Annotated in this window: 7 protein-coding genes; all 7 read left to right on the top strand. The window is 69.0% G+C overall.

Annotated features, from left to right (window positions below):
• Window positions 1–103: 103 nt before the first annotated feature.
• The 7 genes from ACZ63D_RS34660 to ACZ63D_RS34630 all read left to right on the top strand — a co-directional run bounded on the left by ACZ63D_RS34660 (window position 104) and on the right by ACZ63D_RS34630 (window position 20,389).
• The gene (locus tag ACZ63D_RS34660; RefSeq protein WP_465358547.1) at window positions 104–1,438 is read left to right on the top strand and encodes a pyridoxal phosphate-dependent decarboxylase family protein; all 1,335 of its coding nucleotides are present in this window, start codon (window positions 104–106) and stop codon (window positions 1,436–1,438) included.
• Window positions 1,439–1,569: 131 nt separating this feature from the next.
• The gene (locus tag ACZ63D_RS34655; protein ID WP_465358546.1) at window positions 1,570–2,748 is read left to right on the top strand and encodes an MFS transporter; all 1,179 of its coding nucleotides are present in this window, start codon (window positions 1,570–1,572) and stop codon (window positions 2,746–2,748) included.
• Between the two features lie 14 nt (window positions 2,749–2,762).
• Window positions 2,763–3,575 (top strand): aldo/keto reductase, encoded by an 813-nt coding sequence (locus tag ACZ63D_RS34650; protein ID WP_465358545.1) that lies wholly within the window; start codon window positions 2,763–2,765, stop codon window positions 3,573–3,575.
• A 247-nt stretch (window positions 3,576–3,822) separates the two neighbouring features.
• Window positions 3,823–5,031, top strand: coding sequence for a cytochrome P450 (locus ACZ63D_RS34645; RefSeq protein ID WP_465358544.1), 1,209 nt, complete (start codon window positions 3,823–3,825; stop codon window positions 5,029–5,031).
• Between the two features lie 502 nt (window positions 5,032–5,533).
• Complete coding sequence (locus ACZ63D_RS34640; protein ID WP_465358543.1) at window positions 5,534–6,835, top strand: cytochrome P450; 1,302 nt, start codon at window positions 5,534–5,536, stop codon at window positions 6,833–6,835.
• A gap of 85 nt (window positions 6,836–6,920) precedes the next feature.
• Entirely contained in the window at window positions 6,921–8,147 is a 1,227-nt protein-coding gene (locus tag ACZ63D_RS34635) for a cytochrome P450 (protein WP_465358542.1), read from the top strand.
• A 26-nt stretch (window positions 8,148–8,173) separates the two neighbouring features.
• Window positions 8,174–20,389, top strand: coding sequence for an SDR family NAD(P)-dependent oxidoreductase (locus ACZ63D_RS34630; protein ID WP_465358541.1), 12,216 nt, complete (start codon window positions 8,174–8,176; stop codon window positions 20,387–20,389).

The raw sequence follows: 20,389 nt of genomic DNA, 5'->3' as shown, positions 1-20,389 counted from the left end.
AAGGTCGTCACACCTTAGATCCCCGGCGCGAGAAGCCCAATGCGCTGGACGGTGGTCGGTAGGGTGCCGACGAGGCAGCAACCAGCGACCGACGAGGTGACGCATGGACCGGCGCGAACTGATCGACCAGGCTCTCCGCGGCGTCGAGGCCTGGGAACGCAAATGGGGTCCGTTCACCCCGTCCCCGGCGAGCCAGCCGGACGTCGATCTCCCCGCGCTGCTGGACGCCTACGCCGCGCGGATGGACGCGTCCTTCCCGTTCTTCCACCCTCGTTACGCAGGGCAGATGCTCAAACCGCCGCATCCGGTCGCGGTCGCGGCGTACCTCGCCGCGATGGTGGTCAACCCGAACAACCACGCGCTCGACGCCTCGCAGGCCACCTCGCCGATGGAGGTCGAGGTCATCGCGGACCTGGCGCGGATGTTCGGCTTCGCACAGCCGTCGCTCGGCCACCTCACTTCCAGCGGGACGATCGCGAACCTCGAAGCCCTCTGGGTCGCCCGCGAACTGGCCCCGGGCAAGGCGGTCGTCCATTCGCGGGACGCGCACTACACGCACGGGCGCATGTGCCAGGTGCTCGGCGTGGAATCCCGTGCGGTGCGAGCACTTCCCGACGGACGCGTTGACATGTCAGCGGTCGAAGCTGAAATCCGCCGCGGCGGGGTCGGGACGGTGGTGCTTACTCCAGGAACCACCGGTCTCGGGGCCGTTGACGACATCCAGCAAGCCCTCGCGCTGAAGGAACGGTACGGAGTCCGCCTGCACGTCGACGGTGCGTACGGAGGCTTCTACACCCTGCTGGACGAGTACGAGGCCTACCGTGCGATCGGCTCGTGCGATTCCGTTGTCGTCGATCCGCACAAGCACGGCCTCCAGCCCTACGGCTGCGGCGCGGTGGTGTTCGCCGACCCGGCGGTCGGCCGGTTCTACAAGCACGATTCTCCCTATACCTACTTCACTTCCGACGAACTGCACCTCGGGGAGATCTCCCTGGAATGCTCCCGCGCGGGTGCCGCTGCCGGAGCGCTTTGGCTTACCCTGCAAGCATTTCCACTGGAACGAAACCGCGGCCTTGGCCGGTTGCTGGCCGCGTGCCGACGGGCGGCGAACGATTTCGCCGGGCTGCTCAAAGATTCCGACCGTTTCGCGCTGCATCTCGAGCCCACGTTGGACATCGTCTCCTACTGGCCCCGACGGACCCGGATGAGCGAAATCACCGAGGCGGCCAACACCATCCTCCAGAAAGGCATGGCGGACCGGGAAAACCCGCTCTACCTGTCCACGCTGCGCGTTGACGCGGACGCTTTCGCCGCACTGCACCCGGACGTCGAACGCGACGCCGAAACCGTCACCATCCTCCGGTCGGTGTTGATGAAGCCGGAGCACGAAGCCTGGGTTCCGGAGCTCAAGCACGCGCTTGACGCGCTGACGGACTGAGCTTCCCCCACCGCCCCCAACTGTGACTCGCGTCAACAACGCGCGCCAACAACATAGCGCGTGTGCAACTATTGCGGAGGCCGACAAGAGGCACCTACACGCAGAGCACGACACCAAGGAGACGCGGGCTCATGCCACTAGCACTGGTAGCGCTGGCCATCGGCGCGTTCGGGATCGGCACCACCGAATTCGTGATCATGGGCCTGCTCCCCGAGATCGCCGCCGAGTTCGCCGTGTCCATCCCGGCCGCGGGCTTCCTGGTGACCGGGTACGCGCTCGGGGTCGTCGCCGGAGCACCGGTGATGACGATGCTGGGCACCAAGATCAACCGCAAAACCATGCTCATGCTGCTCATGGGCCTGTTCATCGCCGGGAACCTGCTGTCGGCGGTCGCGCCTGTCTACGGCGTAATGCTCGCCGGGCGGATCGTCGCGTCGCTCGCGCACGGGGCGTTCTTCGGGATCGGCTCGGTCGTCGCGGCGGAGCTGGTCGCGCCGGACAAGCGGGCCGGGGCGATCGCGATCATGTTCACCGGGCTCACCGTGGCCAACATCGTCGGCGTGCCGCTGGGCACGTTCGTCGGACAGGCGGCCGGCTGGCGGGTCACCTTCGGGATCGTCGCGGCGCTGGGCGTCGTCGGGCTCGCGGGAGTCGCGAAGCTGGTGCCGGATCTGCCGCGGCCCGAGGGAGCGCATCTGCGCAAGGAGCTGGCCGCGTTCCGGAACATCCAGGTGGTGCTCGCGATGGCCATGACGGTGCTCGGTTTCGGCGGGGTCTTCGCCGCGATCACCTACATCGCCCCGATGATGACCGAGATCGCCGGATACTCGCCCGGTGCGGTGACCTGGCTGCTGGTGCTGTTCGGCATCGGCATGTTCCTCGGCAACCTCACCGGCGGGCGGTTCGCCGACCGCAAGCTCATGCCGATGCTGTACGTCAGCCTCGGCGGGCTCGCGATCGTCCTGGCGTTGTTCACCGTCACCGCGCACAGCAAAATCTTCGCCGCGGCAACGATTCTGCTGATCGGCGCGCTCGGCTTCGCCACTGTGCCGCCGCTGCAGAAGCGCGTGCTCGACCAGGCGCACGGCGCGCCGACGCTCGCGTCCGTGGTCAACATCGGCGCGTTCAACCTCGGCAACGCGCTGTCCGCGTGGCTCGGCGGCGTCGTGATTTCCGCCGGATTCGGCTACACCGCACCGAACTGGGTCGGGGTCGCGCTCGCCGGTTCCGCGCTCGGTCTCGCGTTCTTGTCGGCCGCGCTCGAGCGACGGCCGCGCGTCGCGAAGGCCGAAACCCTTGTCCAGAACTGAGAAAGGCAATTGTGATGAAGGTCCGCCTCAACAACGGCGTCGAGATCCCGCAACTCGGCTTCGGCGTCTTCCAGGTCCCGGACGACCAGACGACGGCCGCGGTGGCCAGCGCGCTCGAAGCCGGGTACCGCAGTATTGACACCGCCGCGATCTACGGCAACGAAACGGGCGTCGGACGCGCCATCGCCGACTCGGGGATCTCGCGCCGGGAACTCTTCGTCACCACCAAGCTGTGGAACGACGACCAGGGTTACGACTCCACCCTGCGCGCCTTCGACGCCAGCCTCGCCAAGCTCGGTCTCGATTACGTCGACCTCTACCTGATCCACTGGCCGACGCCCGCCCGAGACCGTTACCTCGACACCTGGCGCGCGCTGGAGCACCTCGCCAAGGACGGCCGCATCCGCGCCGCCGGAGTGTCCAATTTCCAGCCCGCGCACCTGCGCCGCCTGCTCGACAACAGCGACCTCGTGCCCGCGGTGAACCAGATCGAGCTGCACCCCGGCCTGCAGCAGGCCGAACTGCGCGCCTTTCACGCCGAGCACGGCATCGCCACCGAAGCGTGGAGCCCGCTGGCCCAGGGCGCGGTCCTGAACGACCCGGCGATCGCCGAAATCGCCGCGCGCACCGGGAAATCCGCCGCTCAGGTCGTGCTGCGCTGGCACCTGCAGCTGGGCAACATCGTGATCCCCAAGTCCGTGACGCCCGCCCGGATCCGGCAGAACCTCGACGTTTTCGACTTTGAGCTGACCGACGCCGACCTCACTGCGATCGCCGCCGCCGACCGCGGCCTGCGCACCGGGCCGGACCCGGACCAGCTCAACTGAGCGCTCGTTGCGGAGCAACGAAAACCCGGTCACCGGGAGCCTCTCGCGGCTCTCGGTGACCGGTCGCGTCCGGCCCGCTCACGCCGGTTGACAATCGGCGCGACCGCCTGCAAAGGTGGCCGGAGGTGACGAGGCTGGTCGCCGCACTGGGGATGTTCGATGAGGACTCGGCGGTTACAGGCCGCCCGATTCCTTGTGCTGTCACGGCTTTTCGCGGACCTCCCCGCCCCGCCCCAGGAGGACGCCGATGACTGCCGATGCCGGGCTGCTCGCCCAGCTGCTGCCCTACGACCCGTTCGATCCCGCCTTCATCAGCGATCCGTACCCGACCTACCGCACGCTGCGCGAGGAAAGCCCGATCCTGCGGACGCCCGCGGGCCTGTGGGCGCTGACCGGCTTCGAGGACTGCTCGGCCGTGCTGCGCGATCCCCGCTTCGGCTGGGGAGACGGCGCCACGGTCGCCGACCACTTCAACACGGCCGAGGACGGTTCCGTCGTGCGGCCGTTCATCTTCGCCGACCCGCCGGAGCACACGCGAATCCGGACACTGGTCAGCAAAGCGTTCGCCGCGCGCCGGGTCGACGGCATGCGCGACCGGGCTCGCGAGCTGGCGCAGGAGCTCGTTGGCGCGGCCGTCGCGAGCGGAACGGCCGACCTGATGTCGGCTGTCGCGCATCCGCTGCCGGCGTTGCTGCTCGGCGAGCTGATGGCCGTCGAACCCGAACACGAACCGCGCTTTCGGCAGCTGACCAGCGACATCGCCCGCGGTCTCGACCCGAGTTTCTTCCTGACGCCAGAGGAAATCGCCAAACGCGACAACGGCCGCCGCGAGCTGCGCGAGTATTTCGCGACGCTCGTCGAAGCGCGCCGCGGCAAGCCGGGCGACGATCTCGTCAGCAGCCTGGTCGCGGCCGAGGAAGCGGGCGATCGGCTCACTGAATTCGAAATCCTGGTCACCTGCACGCTGCTGCTCGGCGCGGGCTACGCGACCACGGTGAACCTGATCGGCAACGGCATGCTCGCGCTGCTGCGGACGCCCGGCCAGCTCGACTGGCTGCGTGCCCACCGCGACGCGATTCCCGGCGCGGTCGAGGAAATGCTGCGCTACGACGCCCCGGTTCAGGTGGTTTCCCGGACCGCGCTCGCGGAAGCGGAGATCGGCGGGACCACGTTCGGTCCGGGTGAGCAGTTGATGTTGCTGCTCGGCGCGGCCAACCGCGACCCCGCTCTGTTCGAGAACCCGGAGGAACTGCGGGTCGACCGCCCGGCGAGCCGCAACCTCGCGTTCGGGCTCGGCATCCACTTCTGCGTCGGCGCGCCGGTCGCGCGGCTCGCCGCACAGGCCGCGGTGGACGCGCTGCTCGACCACGACCTCGCGCTCGCCGGGGAACCCAGCCGGGTGCCGAACGTGGTGATGCGCGGGCTCGCCGAACTGCCGGTGGAGTTCCGCGGCTGACCGGCGTGCGCGCGAAGCGGGTGCCGGACACGGAAAACCGCGCATCCTGATGAGTGTTGCGCCGGGAACGGTTCGAGAACGCGCCGTACCCTGCCGGAGCACATTGCCGCAACCGTATTCCGGCGGGAATGCGCGGCAGTTACGGTAATTCGTCCGGACGCCCGAGTTAAGTTGCCGACCGGGCAAGCCGCGCCGAGTCCCGGAAATGGCTGACGTTTCCGATATCTGGGCGCTGCCGAGAATGGAGCAACGCGGAATTCCAGTGTGAATATGCTCGGATTCGGCTCCGGGAAGTGACCGATCAGGTGCGCGCGGTAGTCCTTTATGGTCAGTTGTCCTTGGACTGTCGAGGATAGACGCAGGTCACGGCGCTGCGGTGGCGTCGGACACGCGGCGCGACCGAGACGGTACCGCCTGGATAGGCCCAACCGGAGGCTTGACGTAGTTCGGATCCGTGCGGCAATGTCGGGCTCAATCACGGAATGCGCTGGGGGTCGCAAGAGTGGCACAACAACCTGCCCTGTCCACTTCACGCGGGGCTGCCGAAGTCACCGGTCAGGATCTTCCCGAGATCCTCGGCGGTTTCGATCTTTCCGATCAGGACCGGTTCGCCGCCGGTTTCCCGTACGACGTTTTCGCCCGGCTCCGCGAGTCCGCTCCGGTGCTGCGGCATCCGCCGGGACGCACCCGCGACGGCGAGGATTTCTGGGTGCTCAGCCGCTACCACGACATCGTCGAGGCGGCGGAGAACCCGGTTTTCTCGTCGCAGGGCGGCGGTTCCCGCGAGGGCGGCGGGACGCACCTCGACGACCTGCCCGCCGGGACGTACTCCGGCGGAATGCTGAACATGATGGACGATCCCCGCCACCGGCTGCTCAAGGACCTGGTCGCGCCGATGGTCACCGGCTCCGGGCTCGGCAAGCTCGAACCGGTGGTCCGGGACCGCGCCGCGGCCGTGGTGTCCCGTGCGGTCGAACGCGGCTCCGGCGATTTCCAGACCGCGGTCGCCGGCCGGTTCTCGGTCGAGATCATGGCCGCGCTGCTGGGAGTTCCGGCGCAGGACTGGGATCGCCTGGTGGGCTGGACCGACGTCGCGATGGGCTACGAGGACCGCGATTTGGGCGAGTCGAGCGACCGCAGCCAGTCGGTGCTGCTCGACATGTACAACTACAGCCGGGAACTCGTGGCGGCCAAACGCGCGGACCCGGGCGACGACTTCCTGTCCGGGGTCATCCACGCCGACCTGCCGCAGGTCGAAGGCGTCGCGCCGCTGTCGGACTACGAGCGCGAGGTGTTCTTCAACCTGCTTTCGCTGGCTGGCACCGAACCGACGCGCAACGCGATCGCGATCGGCATGCTGGCGCTGGCGGAGCGGCCCGAGCAGTGGCGCGACCTGCGCGCGGACCGGTCGCTGCTGGACGGTGCGATCGAGGAGATGCTCCGCTGGTCGAGCCCGACGCCGTACAACCGGCGCACGGCCACCGAGGATATTCAGTTCGGCGGCCACCTGATCCGGAAAGGCGACAAGGTGACGCTCTGGTGGGCGTCGGCCAACCGTGATCCGGAGGTTTTCCGGAACCCGGACACTTTCGACATCCGCCGCGATCCGAACCCGCATCTCGCCTTCGGCCACGGCACGCACACCTGTCTCGGGCTCACCCTCGCCCGGTCCGAACTGCGCGCGCTGTTCACCGAACTGCTCGACCAGGTCGCCGAGGTCCGCCTGACCGGGCCGGTTCCGTGGGCACGCAACAACAAGCACACGGTCGCGCTCGAAATGCCGGTGGAGTTCGTTCCCGCCTGACGCGCCGCTCCCGGCCGCACCTGCCCGGCGGCCGGGCACCCTCCGAACTCGACCGACGCACCGCCGAACCGATTGGTGTCCCGTCATGTCCGAAACCACCGCGCTGGCAAACCTTTTCCCGTTCGATCCGTCCGATCCCGGGTTCCGCGCCGACCCGTACCCAGTGTTCCGCTCGATGCGCGAGCAGGCTCCCGCGCTGCGGACCGCGCCCGGAATGTGGGTCGTGACCGGGTTCCCGGAGTGTTCGGAGGTGCTGCGCAACCGCAGTTTCGGGCACGGCGACGGCAGCCTCGTCGCTTCGCAGATCACCACGAACGCCGAGGGAGAGGAAGTCCGGCCGTTCGTCTTCCTCGACCCGCCGGACCACACCCGGATCCGCCGCCTGGTCACGAAGGCGTTCTCCGCGTCGATGATCGAGAAGCTCCGTTCGCGGGCGGAGGAACTGGCCAGCGGGCTGCTCGCGAAGGCCGCGGCCGAGCCGGACGGCGAGCCGGTGAACCTGATGACCTCGCTCGCGCTGGCGCTGCCGTCCCAGCTGATCTCCGAACTGCTCGGCGTGCCCGCGGAGGACAAACCGCTGTTCGAACAGTGGTCCGCCGCGCTCGGCCGCGGGCTCGACCCGGATTTCCTGCTGACGCCGGAGGAAGCCGAGCAGCGCGACCGCGCCCGCACCGAATTCGACGACTACTTCGCCGAGCTGGCCCGCCGCCGGCAGACCGAACCGGCGGCGGACCTGGTGAGCGCGCTGGTCGCGGTCGCCGAGGACGGGGACCGGCTCACCCGGACCGAGCTGGTCAGCACGTGCCGGCTGCTGCTGTCCGCGGGCTATCTGTCCACCGCGCACTTGATCGGCAACGGCGTCGCGGCGCTGCTGCGGCATCCGGAACAACTGGAGTGGTTCCGCGCGAACCCCGGCGAGGTGGTCGGCGTGGTCGAGGAGCTGCTGCGGTTCGACTCGCCGGTGCAGGTCGCCGGAATGCGGCTGGCGTTGGAGGACACCGAAATCGCCGGTCAGCCGGTCGCCGCGGGGGAGGCCGTGACGATCATGGTCGGCGCGGCGAACCACGATCCGCGCGCCTTCGAGAACGCGGACGCTCTCGACGTCCGCCGCAAGCCCGAGCGCAACCTCGGGTTCGGCGTCGGCGCGCACTTCTGTGTCGGTGCTCCGCTGGCCCGGCTGTCCACGCAGGTCGCGCTCACCGAGCTGGTCACGCGGTACCGGATCGAGCGGGCGGACAAGGCAGCCACCCGCATCGACAACCTCGTGCTGCGCGGATACGCGGATCTTCCGGTTCTGCTCAACGCTGCGTGATCGACACCCGGGGGGTGGTGCGTCCAGTGAGTTCGGCGAGAGAAGACGACCCGGTCGCGGTCGTCGGGATGTCCTGCCGGCTGCCGGGGGCAGCGAACCCGGCTGAGTTCTGGAAGCTGTTGCGGGACGGGGCGGAGGCGGTCGGGGAAGCCCCGGAGACCCGGTTCGTCCCCGGTGGTCCCGAGCCGCTGCGCACCCCGGACGGCCAGCCGGTGCGGGCCGGTTTCCTCGACCAGGTCGACAAGTTCGACGCACAGTTCTTCGGCATCTCCCCGCGCGAGGCGGCGGTCACCGATCCGCAGCAGCGGTTGATGCTGGAACTGTCGTGGGAAGCGCTGGAGGACGCTGGCACGGTACCCAGCGCGTCCGGTGTGGTCGGTGTGTTTTTCGGTGCTGTCGCTGGGGATTTCGGCACCATCGCGGACACTGTCTCGCAGCACACCGCCACCGGGCTGAGCCGAGGACTCATCGCCAACCGGGTTTCGTACGCACTCGGCCTGCGCGGGCCGAGTCTCACCGTCGACAGTGCACAGTCATCGTCGCTGCTCGCGGTGCATTTGGCTTGCCGCAGCTTGCGGGATGGCGAGTGCGAGGTCGCGCTTGCGGGCGGGGTGAATCTCAACCTCACTCAAGGTGCCCACGACGTCATTGAGGCGTTCGGCGCGTTGTCTCCGGACGGTCGCAGTTACACCTTTGACGCGCGCGCCAACGGATATGCGCGTGGTGAAGGCGGCGGGGTCGTCGTGTTGAAGACACTGTCGCGGGCGCTCGCGGACGGTGATCAGGTCTACGCGGTGATCCAGGGCAGCGCGGTCAACAATGACGGCGGCGGTGCCGGATTGACTGCGCCGAGCCAGCAATCGCAAGAGGAAGTACTGCGGCTGGCTTGCCGCCGGGCAGGGATCTCGCCGAGTGAAGTGTCCTATGTGGAGCTTCACGGAACTGGCACGCCACTGGGCGATCCGATCGAGGCGGCGGCGCTCGGGCGGGTGTACTCCGCGAAGCGGGAGCTGCTGGTCGGGTCGGTCAAGACCAACATCGGCCATCTCGAAGGCGCGGCCGGGATCGCGGGACTGCTCAAGGCAGTGCTGTGTCTCGCGCATCAGTCGGTGCCGCAGAGCCGGAATTTCGAGACGCCCAATCCGGCGATTCCGTTCGACGAGCTGCGGATGCGGGTCGTCACCTCGGCGGAGCCGCTGCCGGAGTCGGCGCGGGTCGCGGTCAGCTCGTTCGGGATGGGCGGGACGAACTGCCACCTGGTGCTGTCGGGCTGGGCGGCCAGCACTTCGCGGACCGACTCCGACCTGCCGGTCTTGCTCCCGCTGTCCGCGCGCAGCGAGGCCGCGCTGGGTGAGTTGGCGTCCGGCTTGCGCGAGGTCGAGGCGGCACCGGCTGACCTGGGGTACTCGCTCGCGACGACCCGGGCCGCGTTGGAGCGGCGGGCGGTCGTGGTCGCTGCGGACGCGGCCGAGGTCGACTCCGGATTGGCCGCGCTCGCGTCGGGGGCTGGGGCGATCCAGGGCACTGCGGAGCCTGGGGAAGTCGCGTTCCTGTTCACCGGTCAGGGCAGTCAGTGGGCCGGGATGGGACGGGCGCTCTACGAGCGATTCGAGGTCTTCGCGGCAGCGTTGGACGAGGTGTGCGCGGAGTTCGACACTCATCTCGACCGGCCGTTGCGCGAGGTGATGTTCTCCGCTTCGTCCACACTGGACGAGACGGCCTACACCCAGCCCGCGTTGTTCGCGATCGAAGTCGCGTTGCTCCGCCTGCTGACAGAGTGGGGCGTGCGGGCGGATGTCCTGCTTGGACACTCCGTCGGCGAGCTGGCCGCGGTCTACGCCGCTGGTGCTTTGTCGCTGTCCGACGCGTGTGCGCTGGTGGCTGCCCGAGGCCGGTTGATGCAGGCGTTGCCGGGCGGCGCGATGGTTTCGGTGCGGGCCAGTGAAGCCGAATTGCGGTCCGAGGTGGACGCGCGGGCCGACATCGCGATCGCCGCGGTCAACGGACCGTCGGCGACGGTGTTGTCCGGCGCTGAGGACGCGGTGCTGGAGATCGCGCAGCGGTGGGCCGCGCGGGGCCGGAAGACTCGCCGGTTGCGGGTCAGCCACGCGTTCCACTCGCCGTTGATGGACCCGATGCTGGACGAGTTCCGGGCTGTCGCTTCGGCGGTCGCCTGGCGCGAACCGCAGCTGCCGGTGGTGTCCAATGTGACCGGTCGTGAGCTGAGCTTCGACGAGATCCGGTCGCCGGAGTATTGGGCTCGGCACGCGCGCGAGGCGGTGCGGTTCGCCGACGGGATCCGGCGTTGTGCCGAACGCGGCGTGACAACCTTTGTGGAGCTGGGGCCGGACGGGACGTTGTCCGCGCTGGGGCGCGATTCCGCTGACGCCGCGTTCCTGCCGGTGTCGCGCGGCCGGGATCGGGACGAGGTTCGTGCGCTGCTCGAAGCTGTGGCGCGCGCGTACGTTCGCGGGCTTTCTGTGGACTGGCAGTCGTTCTATGCCGCGCACGGTGCGCACCGGGTGAAGTTGCCGACGTATCCGTTCCAGCGGCAACGGTATTGGCCGGGCGCGGTGATCGAGCCGGTTTCGGCGAAGTCCACTGTGGATAGTGCGCCGAACTTGCTGGAGCTGGTTCGCCAGCATGCTGCCGCGGTGCTGGAGTACGAGTCGCCGGACGCGGTCGATGTGCGGCGTCCGTTCAAGGATTTGGGTTTCGGGTCGTTGATGCTGGTCGAGTTGAGCGATCGGCTCACTGAGGCGCTGGGGCGGCGAGTCTCGCCTGCGACGCTGTTCGACCATCCAACCCCGGCCGCGGTGGCCGCGGCGCTGTCCGGTGGTTCCGAAACGGTGCCGGACGAGGTGGTGACGCCGGTCGACGAGCCGGTTGCGATCGTCGGAATGGCGTGCCGGTTCCCCGGCGGGCTCGACGGACCGGAAGAGTTCTGGCAGTTCGTGCGCGGTGAAGGCGACGCGATCGGCGACTTCCCGGACGATCGCGGCTGGGACCTGGCCGGGTTGTCCGGCGAATCGGGGACGAGTTACGTCCGGCAGGGCGGTTTCCTGTCCGGTGCGGCGGAGTTCGATGCGGAGTTGTTCGGGATTTCGCCGCGTGAGGCATTGGCGATGGATCCGCAGCAGCGGTTGCTGCTAGAGACTTCGTGGGAAGCGTTCGAGCGGGCCGGGATCGACCCGTTGTCCTTGCGCGGCAGCCGGACCGGAGTGTTCGTCGGTGCCACCGCGCAAGACTACGGCGCACGGATGCACGAATCGTCCGAAGGGGACGGTTACGTGCTGACCGGCACGACGCCGAGCGTCGCGTCGGGTCGGGTGTCGTATTCGTTCGGGCTCGAAGGTCCGGCGGTGACGGTGGATACGGCCTGCTCGTCGTCGTTGGTGGCGCTGCATTTGGCGGCGCGATCGCTGCGGTCCGGGGAGTGTTCGCTCGCGCTGGCGGGCGGGGTGACCGTGCTGGCTTCGCCGGGGATGTTCATCGAGTTCAGCAGGCAACGCGGGCTGGCTCCGGACGGCCGGTGCAAGGCGTTCTCCGCGGATGCGGATGGAACGGCTTGGGCCGAGGGCGTCGGAATGGTGTTGCTGGAGCCGCTTTCGGTAGCCCAACGCAACGGGCGGCGGATTCTCGGCGTACTGCGCGGGTCTGCGATAAACCAGGACGGTGCGTCGAATGGCCTGACGGCACCGAATGGTCCTTCGCAGGAGCGGGTGATTCGGGCGGCGCTTGCTTCGGCAGGGTTGTCTGCTCGGGACGTTGACGCCGTTGAGGCACACGGCACTGGCACCGCGCTCGGCGATCCGATTGAGGCACAGGCGTTGCTGGCCACCTACGGGCAGGACCGGGAACGTCCACTGTGGCTGGGATCGGTCAAGTCCAACCTCGGGCACATGCAGGCGGCGGCCGGGGTCGCCGGAGTCATCAAGATGGTGCTCGCCATGCGGGACGGCGTCTTGCCGCGGACGTTGCATGTGGCCGAGCCTTCGCCGCACGTCGATTGGTCGGCCGGCGCGGTGGAGTTGCTGACGGAGTCCGTGGAGTGGCCTGCGACGGATCGGCCGCGGCGGGCCGGGGTGTCGTCGTTCGGCATCAGCGGAACCAACGCGCACGTCATCGTGGAACAGGCCCCCGCTGCCGAGCGCTCAGCGGTTGAGGGAACGGCTCCGGTGTTGCTGGCCGGACAGAACGCGGCGGCGGTACAAGCCCAAGCCGCGCGGCTGCGGGACTTCGTGACCGACCGTCCAGAAGCGACAGTCGCCGACCTCGCGTACGCCAGCGTGACGACCCGCGCCGCGCTGGAACATCGAGCGGCACTACTGGCCGACGACCGAGCCGAGTTGCTGCGGCAATTGCACGCACTGGCCGATGGACGCGAAGCACCGGGCATCGTCCAGGGCACTGCCGACATCACGGGCGGCATCGCTTTCGTTTTCCCCGGCCAGGGCGGCCAGTGGGCAGGGATGGCACAGCGGTTGCTCGCCGAGTCGCCGGTGTTCGCTGCTCGGCTGAATGCCTGCGCGGACGCCTTGCAGTCGCATGTGGACTGGAAGCTACTCGAAGTGCTCGGCGACCCGGCCGCGCTCGAACGCGTCGACGTCGTACAGCCCGCGTTGTTCGCGGTGATGGTTTCGCTGGCCGAACTGTGGCGTTCCCACGGCGTCGAACCCTCGGCGGTGATCGGGCACTCGCAGGGAGAAATCGCGGCGGCCTGTGTCGCGGGTGCGTTGTCGCTGGAGGACGCGGCGGCGGTCGTCGCGTTGCGGGGCAAAGTGCTGACCGCGTTGACCGAGCCCGGCGGCATGTTGTCCGTGCTGTTGCCGCCGGCCGCAGTGGAACCTCGGCTTACGCCGAAGGTCTCGATCGCGGCGGTGAACGGACCGTCGGCTGTCGTGCTGTCGGGTGATCCGGGCGAACTGACGAAGCTGCTGGCCGAATTCACCGCCGAGGGTGCGCGCGCCCGGCTGATCCCGGTGGACTACGCCGCGCACTCCGCACAGGTCGAACCGCTCCGCGAGCAGCTGGTGGAGTTGCTGTCCGGAATCGTGCCGCGCCCGTCGGCTATCCCGTTTTATTCCACGGTCACCGGTTCCCGGATCGACACCACCGAGCTGGATGCCGAGTACTGGTACCGGAACCTTCGCGAGACCGTCCACTTTGAGCAGGCTGTCCGGGCAGCGGCCGAGGCGGGGAACCGGTTCTTCGTCGAGACCAGCCCGCATCCGTTGCTGGTGGCCAATGTGGAGGATGCCGTCCCCGGCGCGGCGGCGGTCGGTTCGCTGCGGCGGGACGAAGGCGGTTCCGAGAGGTTCCTGGCCTCGCTGGCGGAAGCCTACGTTCGCGGGATCGCGGTGGACTGGCCGATCAACGGGACTGAGCCTGCCCTCGAGTTGCCCACGTATGCCTTCCAACACCAGCACTACTGGCTCGAAACCCCGGCAGGTTCCGCGGACCCGGTGGCGCTCGGGCTGCAGCCGTCCACGCATCCCTTGCTGGGTGCCGTGACGTCGGTCGCTGGGGCGTATCCGTTGCTGGCCACCGGGAACGTGACGGTACGTAAGCACTCCTGGCTGGCTGATCACGCTGTGTTGGGCACCGTCGTGCTGCCGGGCACCGCGTTCGTCGAGCAGGCGGCTTGGGCCGGTGCGCAGCTCGGCTGCCCATCCGTCGAAGAACTCACGCTGCAGGCTCCGCTCGTCGTGCCGGACCGGGACGGCGCGCAGATTCAGCTGACGGTCGGATCCGCCGGGGACGACGGCCAGCGCACGGTGGAGATCTACTCCCGTACCGACCCGAGTGCCGACTGGACTCGCCACGCGACCGGCCTGCTCGGCGCAGGCAGTCGTCCGGTGGCCGACCTCAGCGTGTGGCCACCTGCTGGTGCCGTCGAAGTGCCTTCGCGCTACGAGACGTTGGCCGATCGCGGTTACGGCTACGGTCCGGTCTTCCAAGGGCTCCGGAAGATCTGGCGTCGTGGTGACGAAGTGTTCGCGGAGATCAGTCTGCCGGAAGCGCCAGGCCAGTACGTCGTGCATCCCGCGCTGCTCGACGCCGCGCTGCACGCCATCCTCCCGGACACCGGCGACACCATGCTGCCGTTCACGTTCACCGGAGTCCGGCTGTATCCGACCAGCGCGACCACTCTGCGCGGGCGTCTGACTGCCGCCGGTGCCATTGACCTAGCCGACGAACACGGCAACCCAGTGGCCACTGTGGACTCGGTCGCGCTCCGCCCGGTGACGATGAACCAGTTCGGCACCGAATCGCTTTACCGCGTCGAGTGGTCGCCGATTTCCGTGCCAGCTGAGGGCTCTCTGCTGATGGTGGCCGAGTTGTCCGAAGTGGACGAGGTGTCCGCAACGATCGGTGTCCGCGCGGACACCCCGGACCGGGCGCTCGCGGTGGTACAGCAGTGGCTTGCCGAAGACCGGTTCGCCGAGTCCCGGCTGGCGTTAGTGACCAGCGACTCCGTGGCCGCAGCGGCCGTCTGGGGCTTGGTGCGTTCGGCCCAGTCCGAACATCCCGGCCGATTCGTGCTGGTCGAGGACGGTGACGAGCGGCTGCTCGCCCGCGCCGTGGCGACTGGAGAGCCGCAGCTCGCCCTCCGCGCTGGCCGAGTTCTGGTGCCGCGGCTGACGAGAGCGACTGGTACGGCAACGAAACCGCCATGGGGCCCGCATTCCACAGTGCTGATCACCGGCGCTGGCGGGACGCTCGGCAAGCTGATTGCCCGGCATCTGGTGACGGAGCACGGGGTGCGGCGGCTGGTGCTCGTCAGTCGCCGAGGTGCGGCGGCTCCGGGTATGGCGGAGTTGCGCGCCGAACTGTCCGAACAGGACTGCGCGGTTACCGTGGCGGCCTGCGATGTGGCGGACCGGGACGCCGTCGCGGCGTTGCTCGCGGAGCACCCGGTCACCGCCGTCGTGCATGCCGCTGGAGTGCTGGACGACGCGGTGATCGAATCGCTTACCGCGGACCGGGTCGAGCACGTCATGCGCGCCAAGGTCGCGGGCGCGCGCAACCTCGACGAGCTGACGAGCGACCTCGAGGCGTTCGTCCTGTTTTCCTCGATCGCCGGAACCTTCGGCAGTCCTGGCCAGGCCGCGTACGCAGCCGCGAATGCGGTGCTCGACGCGCTGGCCGCTGACCGTCACACGCGCGGTTTGGCGGCATCCTCGCTGGCCTGGGGATTTTGGGCGGACCGCAGCGAGATGACCGAGCACCTGAGCGAGGTCGACATGGCCCGGATGGCGCGTGCCGGGGTGATCCCGCTGTCCGCCGCCGAAGGGCTGGCGCTCTTCGACACCGCGACCGCGCTCGACGAGCCAGTGCTCGTCCCGGTGCGGCTCGACCTCGCCGCCTTGCGCGCACAGGACCGAGACGGCTTGCTGCCTGCGGTTTTGCGCGGCTTGGTGCCGCGCTCGACCACCGCCGACTCCGGTGCCCTGCTGAACCGGCTCACCGGCAGCGACGGCGAACAGCACGCGCTGGACCTGGTGTTGGCGCAGGTCGCGGTGGTCCTCGGGCACTCCGATCCGGCCGGGCTGTCGCCGGACCGGCCGTTCAAAGACTTCGGGTTCGACTCCTTGACCGGCGTCGAACTGCGCACTCGGCTGAGCCGCCTGACCAGTCTGCGGCTGCCCGCGACGGCCGTTTTCGACCATCCGACCCCGGCCGCGCTGGCGGACTACCTGCGTGGCCAGCTAGTCGGCGCGAAACGCCCGGTCGCGGCTGAGCCAGCGCGTCCCGCGGACGAGCCGATCGCGATCGTCGGGATGGCCTGCCGGTACCCGGGCGGCATCGATTCGCCCGAACAGCTGTGGCGGTTCGTCTCCGAGGGCGGCGACGCGATCGGCGAGTTCCCCGACGACCGCGGCTGGGACGTCGACGCGCTGTTCCACGCCGATCCCGACCATCCCGGCACCAGTTACGTCCGGCAGGGCGGTTTCCTGTCCGGCGCGGCGGAATTCGACGCCGCGTTGTTCGGGATCTCACCGCGGGAGGCCTTGGCGACGGATCCGCAGCAGCGGTTGCTGCTGGAGACTTCGTGGGAAGCGTTGGAGCGAGCCGGAATCAACCCGTTGTCCTTGCGCGGCAGCCGCGCCGGGGTGTTCGCCGGTCTGATGTATCACGACTACAGCGCGGCCTTCGGGGAGATTCCGGAGGAGCTGGAAGGCCAGGTGCTGACCGGCACGAGCGGGAGCGTCGCATCAGGACGGGTGTCGTATTCGTTCGGTCTCGAAGGCCCGGCGGTCACTGTGGACACCGCGTGCTCGTCGTCGCTGGTGGCGCTGCATTTGGCGGCGCAGTCGCTCCGGTCGGGGGAGTGTTCGCTGGCGTTGGCCGGAGGGGTCGCGGTGATGGCGACGCCGACCACGTTCACCGAGTTCAGCCGTCAGCGCGGTCTCGCGCCGGACGGCCGGTGCAAGCCGTTCGCCGCGGCGGCCGACGGCACCGGCTGGTCCGAAGGCGTGGGCATGCTGGTGCTGGAACGGCTTTCGGACGCCGAGCGCAACGGACACCGCGTGCTGGCTGTCGTGCGGGGCTCCGCGGTAAATCAGGACGGTGCGTCGAACGGGTTGACCGCGCCGAATGGTCCTTCACAGGAACGGGTGATCCGGGCGGCGCTCGCTTCGGCCGGTTTGTCTGCTCAGGACGTTGACGCGGTCGAGGCGCACGGTACGGGCACGGCGCTGGGCGATCCGATCGAGGCTCAGGCCTTGCTGGCCACCTATGGGCAAGAGCGCGAGCGTCCACTGTGGCTTGGTTCGCTGAAATCGAATCTCGGGCACACTCAGGCGGCGTCCGGGGTGGCCGGTGTCATTAAGATGGTGCTGGCAATGCAGGACGGCCTGCTGCCGCGAACGTTGCATGTGGACGAACCTTCGCCGCACGTCGATTGGTCGGCGGGCGCGGTGGAGTTGCTGACGGACAACGTTGAATGGCCCGCAGTGGACCGGCCGCGGCGGGCGGGAGTGTCGTCGTTCGGGATCAGTGGGACCAACGCGCACGTCATCCTTGAACAAGGCCCCGCCGTTGAACGAGCGGAGGTTCCTTCCTCCGGTCCGGTACCGGTCTTGGTGTCCGGGCGCGGCGAAACGGCGTTGTCTGCGCAGGCCGCGCGATTGCGTGAGTTCATGACTGAACGACCGGATCTCACTGTCGCGGAACTTGGCTACGCCTCGGCAGTGACGCGCGCTGTGCTGCCGGACCGGGGCGTGGTGGTCGCGTCCACCCGGGACGAACTGCGGCAAAAGCTCGACGCGCTCGCTACTGGTCGTGAGGTGCCGGGAGTGATCCGCGGCACCGCCGCGACCGCGCCCGGCCGGGTGGTGTTCGTGTTCCCGGGCCAGGGCTCGCAGTGGGTCGGGATGGCGCGGGAGCTGGCTGCGGAGTCCGCCGAGTTCGCGGCGCGGCTGGCGGAATGTGCTGAGGCGCTGGACGAATTCGTGGACTGGTCGCTGGACGAAGCGTTGACCGACAGTGCGTTGCTGGACCGCGTCGATGTCGTGCAGCCCGCGTCGTGGGCCGTGATGGTGGCGTTGGCCGGACTGTGGCGGTCGTACGGAGTGGAACCGGCCGCGGTGATCGGCCACAGCCAAGGCGAGATCGCCGCGGCCTGCGTGGCGGGTGCGCTGTCGTTGCGAGACGGCGCGCGCGTGGTGGCTTTGCGGAGCAAGCTGATCAGCGAGGTTTTGGCTGGTCAGGGCGGCATGGTTTCGGTGGCATTGCCGGTCGGCGACCTGGCGGACCTGCTGGGCGAGCTGGAAGTCGCCGCGGTGAACGGGCCCTCGTCCACAGTGGTCTCCGGAAGTCCCGAAGCGGTCGAGAAGCTGCTAGAAGTCTGCGAGTCGCGCGAGATCCGGGCGCGCCGTATCGCGGTGGATTACGCGTCGCACTCCACGCAGGTCGAGTCCATTCGGGACCGGCTGACCGAACAGCTCAGCGAGATCTCCCCGCGCAGTGCGGAGATCGCGTTCTATTCCACAGTGCACGGAGCGGTCATCGACACTCACGGTCTCGACGGTGACTACTGGTACACGAATCTCCGTCAGACGGTGCGCTTCGAGGAATCGGTCCGCGCCGCGTTGTGGGACCGCTTCGGCACCTTTATTGAGGTCAGCCCGCATCCGGTGGCCGCGCAGGGAATCCAGGAGACCATCGACACCGCCGACAGCCCGGCGCTGGTCCTCACGACCCTCCGTCGCGACGACGGCGGTCTCGACCGATTCCTCTCCTCGGCGGCCGAAGCGCACGTGCGCGGGGTGGTCGTCGATTGGGCGAAGACGTTCCCGGTCACGCCAGCACGGCCGGTCGAGCTGCCTGGTTACGCGTTCCAGCGCCAGCGGTACTGGCCGGCCGGCTCGGGCCAGTCCCCAGTGGACAAGTGGCGTTACGCGGTCGAGTGGCAGCCCGTCGGTGCTCCGGCGAAGACTGAGCCAGGTCAGTTGGTGGCGCTCGTTCCGGCCGGGTACCGCGGCTGGGCAACGACCGTCCTGACCGGACTGTCCGCGCGAGTGATCGAGTTCGATCCGGAACACGCCGCTGCGGCGGTGGCGGAGATCGGCCGTCCCGACGCGCTTGTTTCTTTGCTCGCGGCGGATGACCGGCCGCATCCGAGTTATCCGCAGCTGTCGCGCGGTGTCGCTGGAAGCCTCGCGCTTGCGCAGGCCGTGCGCGATCTCGATATTCCCCTGTGGACGGTCACCCGCGGCGCGGTCAGCGGCCCGGACCCGATGCAGGCGCAGATCTGGGGCCTGGGCCGAGTCGTGGCGCTGGAACACCCGAAGGCCTGGGGCGGCCTGATCGACCTGCCGGAGGATTTCGGCCCGGATGAGCTGACCGCCGTGAAGCACGCCATCGCCGGCGGCTGGGCCGACGAGGATCAGTTCGCCCTCGGCCCCGACGACGTCCAGGTCGCCCGTCTCGTGCGTGCCCCGGCCATCGGCGGAAGAACCTGGCAGGCCCGGGATACCGCCATCGTCACCGGCGGCACCGGTGCGCTCGGCCCGGACATCGCCCGCTGGCTGGCCCGCGAAGGCGCGGACCACGTGGTCCTGGTCAGCCGCAGCGGACCGGCGGCCGACGGCACCGCGGAACTCGAAGCCGAACTCACCGAACTCGGCGCGGAGGTCACGATCGCCGCCTGCGACATCGCGGACCCGGATGCGGTCGCGAAGCTGCTCGACAGTCTTCGCGAGCGCGGGTGCGTCGTGCGTTCGGTGTTCCACGCTGCCGCGCTGATGAAGCTCGGCGCGGTGAAGGACATCGATCTGGAGGAATTCGCCGCCGTCGTCGAGGCGAAGATTTCCGGTGCGGAGAACCTGGCCCGGCTGCTCGACCACGACGAGCTCGACGCACTGGTGTTCTTCTCGTCCATCGCGGGCGTCTGGGGAAGCGGCGACCACGGTGCGTATGCCGCCGGAAACGCGTACCTCGACGCACTGGCGGTGCGGCTGCGGGCCAAGGGCTGCCCAGCTACCTCCGTGGCGTGGGGCGTCTGGGACGGGGCCAAGTTCCCCGATGGCGTCGACCCGGATCAGTTGCGCCGCCAGGGTTTGCCGTTGATCGGTACCCGGCCCGCACTCGCTGCCCTGCGCCGGATTCTCGGGCAGGACCAGGCGATGCTCGCCGTGGCGGACGTCGACTGGGCGCGCTTCGTGCCGCCGTTCACCTCCGCGCGCTCCCGGCCGTTGCTGACCGGTGTACCGGAAGCGGTACAGGCCATGAGCGAGTCGACACCGCAGGAAGAATCTGCTTTGGCCGGTCGTCTGGCCGCTATGTCCGAAGTGGAGCAGCGCGCGACGCTGCTGCGGCTGGTTCGTGAACAGGCGGCGCTTGTTCTGGGGCACAGCAGTCCCGAGGCCATTGGCGACGACCAGCCGTTCCGAGACCTCGGCTACGACTCGCTGACCGCGATGGAGTTGCGCGGCCGGCTGGGCGAACGCGTCGGGCTCCGGTTGCCGGCGACGCTGGTGTTCGACCATCCGACGCCGGTCGCGGTCGCCGACCATCTGCGGTCGCGGATCGCTCCCGCGGCCGGGTCGATCGGGACCGAGCTGGACCGGCTGGCCGTCCGGCTGTCCGCAGTGGACGAAAGCGAGCGAGCGGACGTCGCCGAGCGGTTGCGGGCGATGCTCGCGACGGTGCGGGGCGAGCCGGACGACGACCTCGGCACGGCGACCGACGACGAGATGTTCGACCTCATCGACCGCGAACTGGGCCTGGACTAG

The sequence above is a fragment of the Amycolatopsis sp. NPDC104775 genome, from assembly GCF_055583325.1.
This window is presented reverse-complemented; position numbering and strand designations above follow the sequence as displayed.

Excerpts from the sequence above, each read along its gene's own strand:
- ACZ63D_RS34650 (WP_465358545.1), top strand. The coding sequence starts at position 2,763 with ATGAAGGTCCGCCTCAACAACGGCGTCGAGATCCCGCAACTCGGCTTC.
- ACZ63D_RS34635 (WP_465358542.1), top strand. The coding sequence starts at position 6,921 with ATGTCCGAAACCACCGCGCTGGCAAACCTTTTCCCGTTCGATCCGTCC.
- ACZ63D_RS34660 (WP_465358547.1), top strand. The coding sequence starts at position 104 with ATGGACCGGCGCGAACTGATCGACCAGGCTCTCCGCGGCGTCGAGGCC.
- ACZ63D_RS34655 (WP_465358546.1), top strand. The coding sequence starts at position 1,570 with ATGCCACTAGCACTGGTAGCGCTGGCCATCGGCGCGTTCGGGATCGGC.
- ACZ63D_RS34645 (WP_465358544.1), top strand. The coding sequence starts at position 3,823 with ATGACTGCCGATGCCGGGCTGCTCGCCCAGCTGCTGCCCTACGACCCG.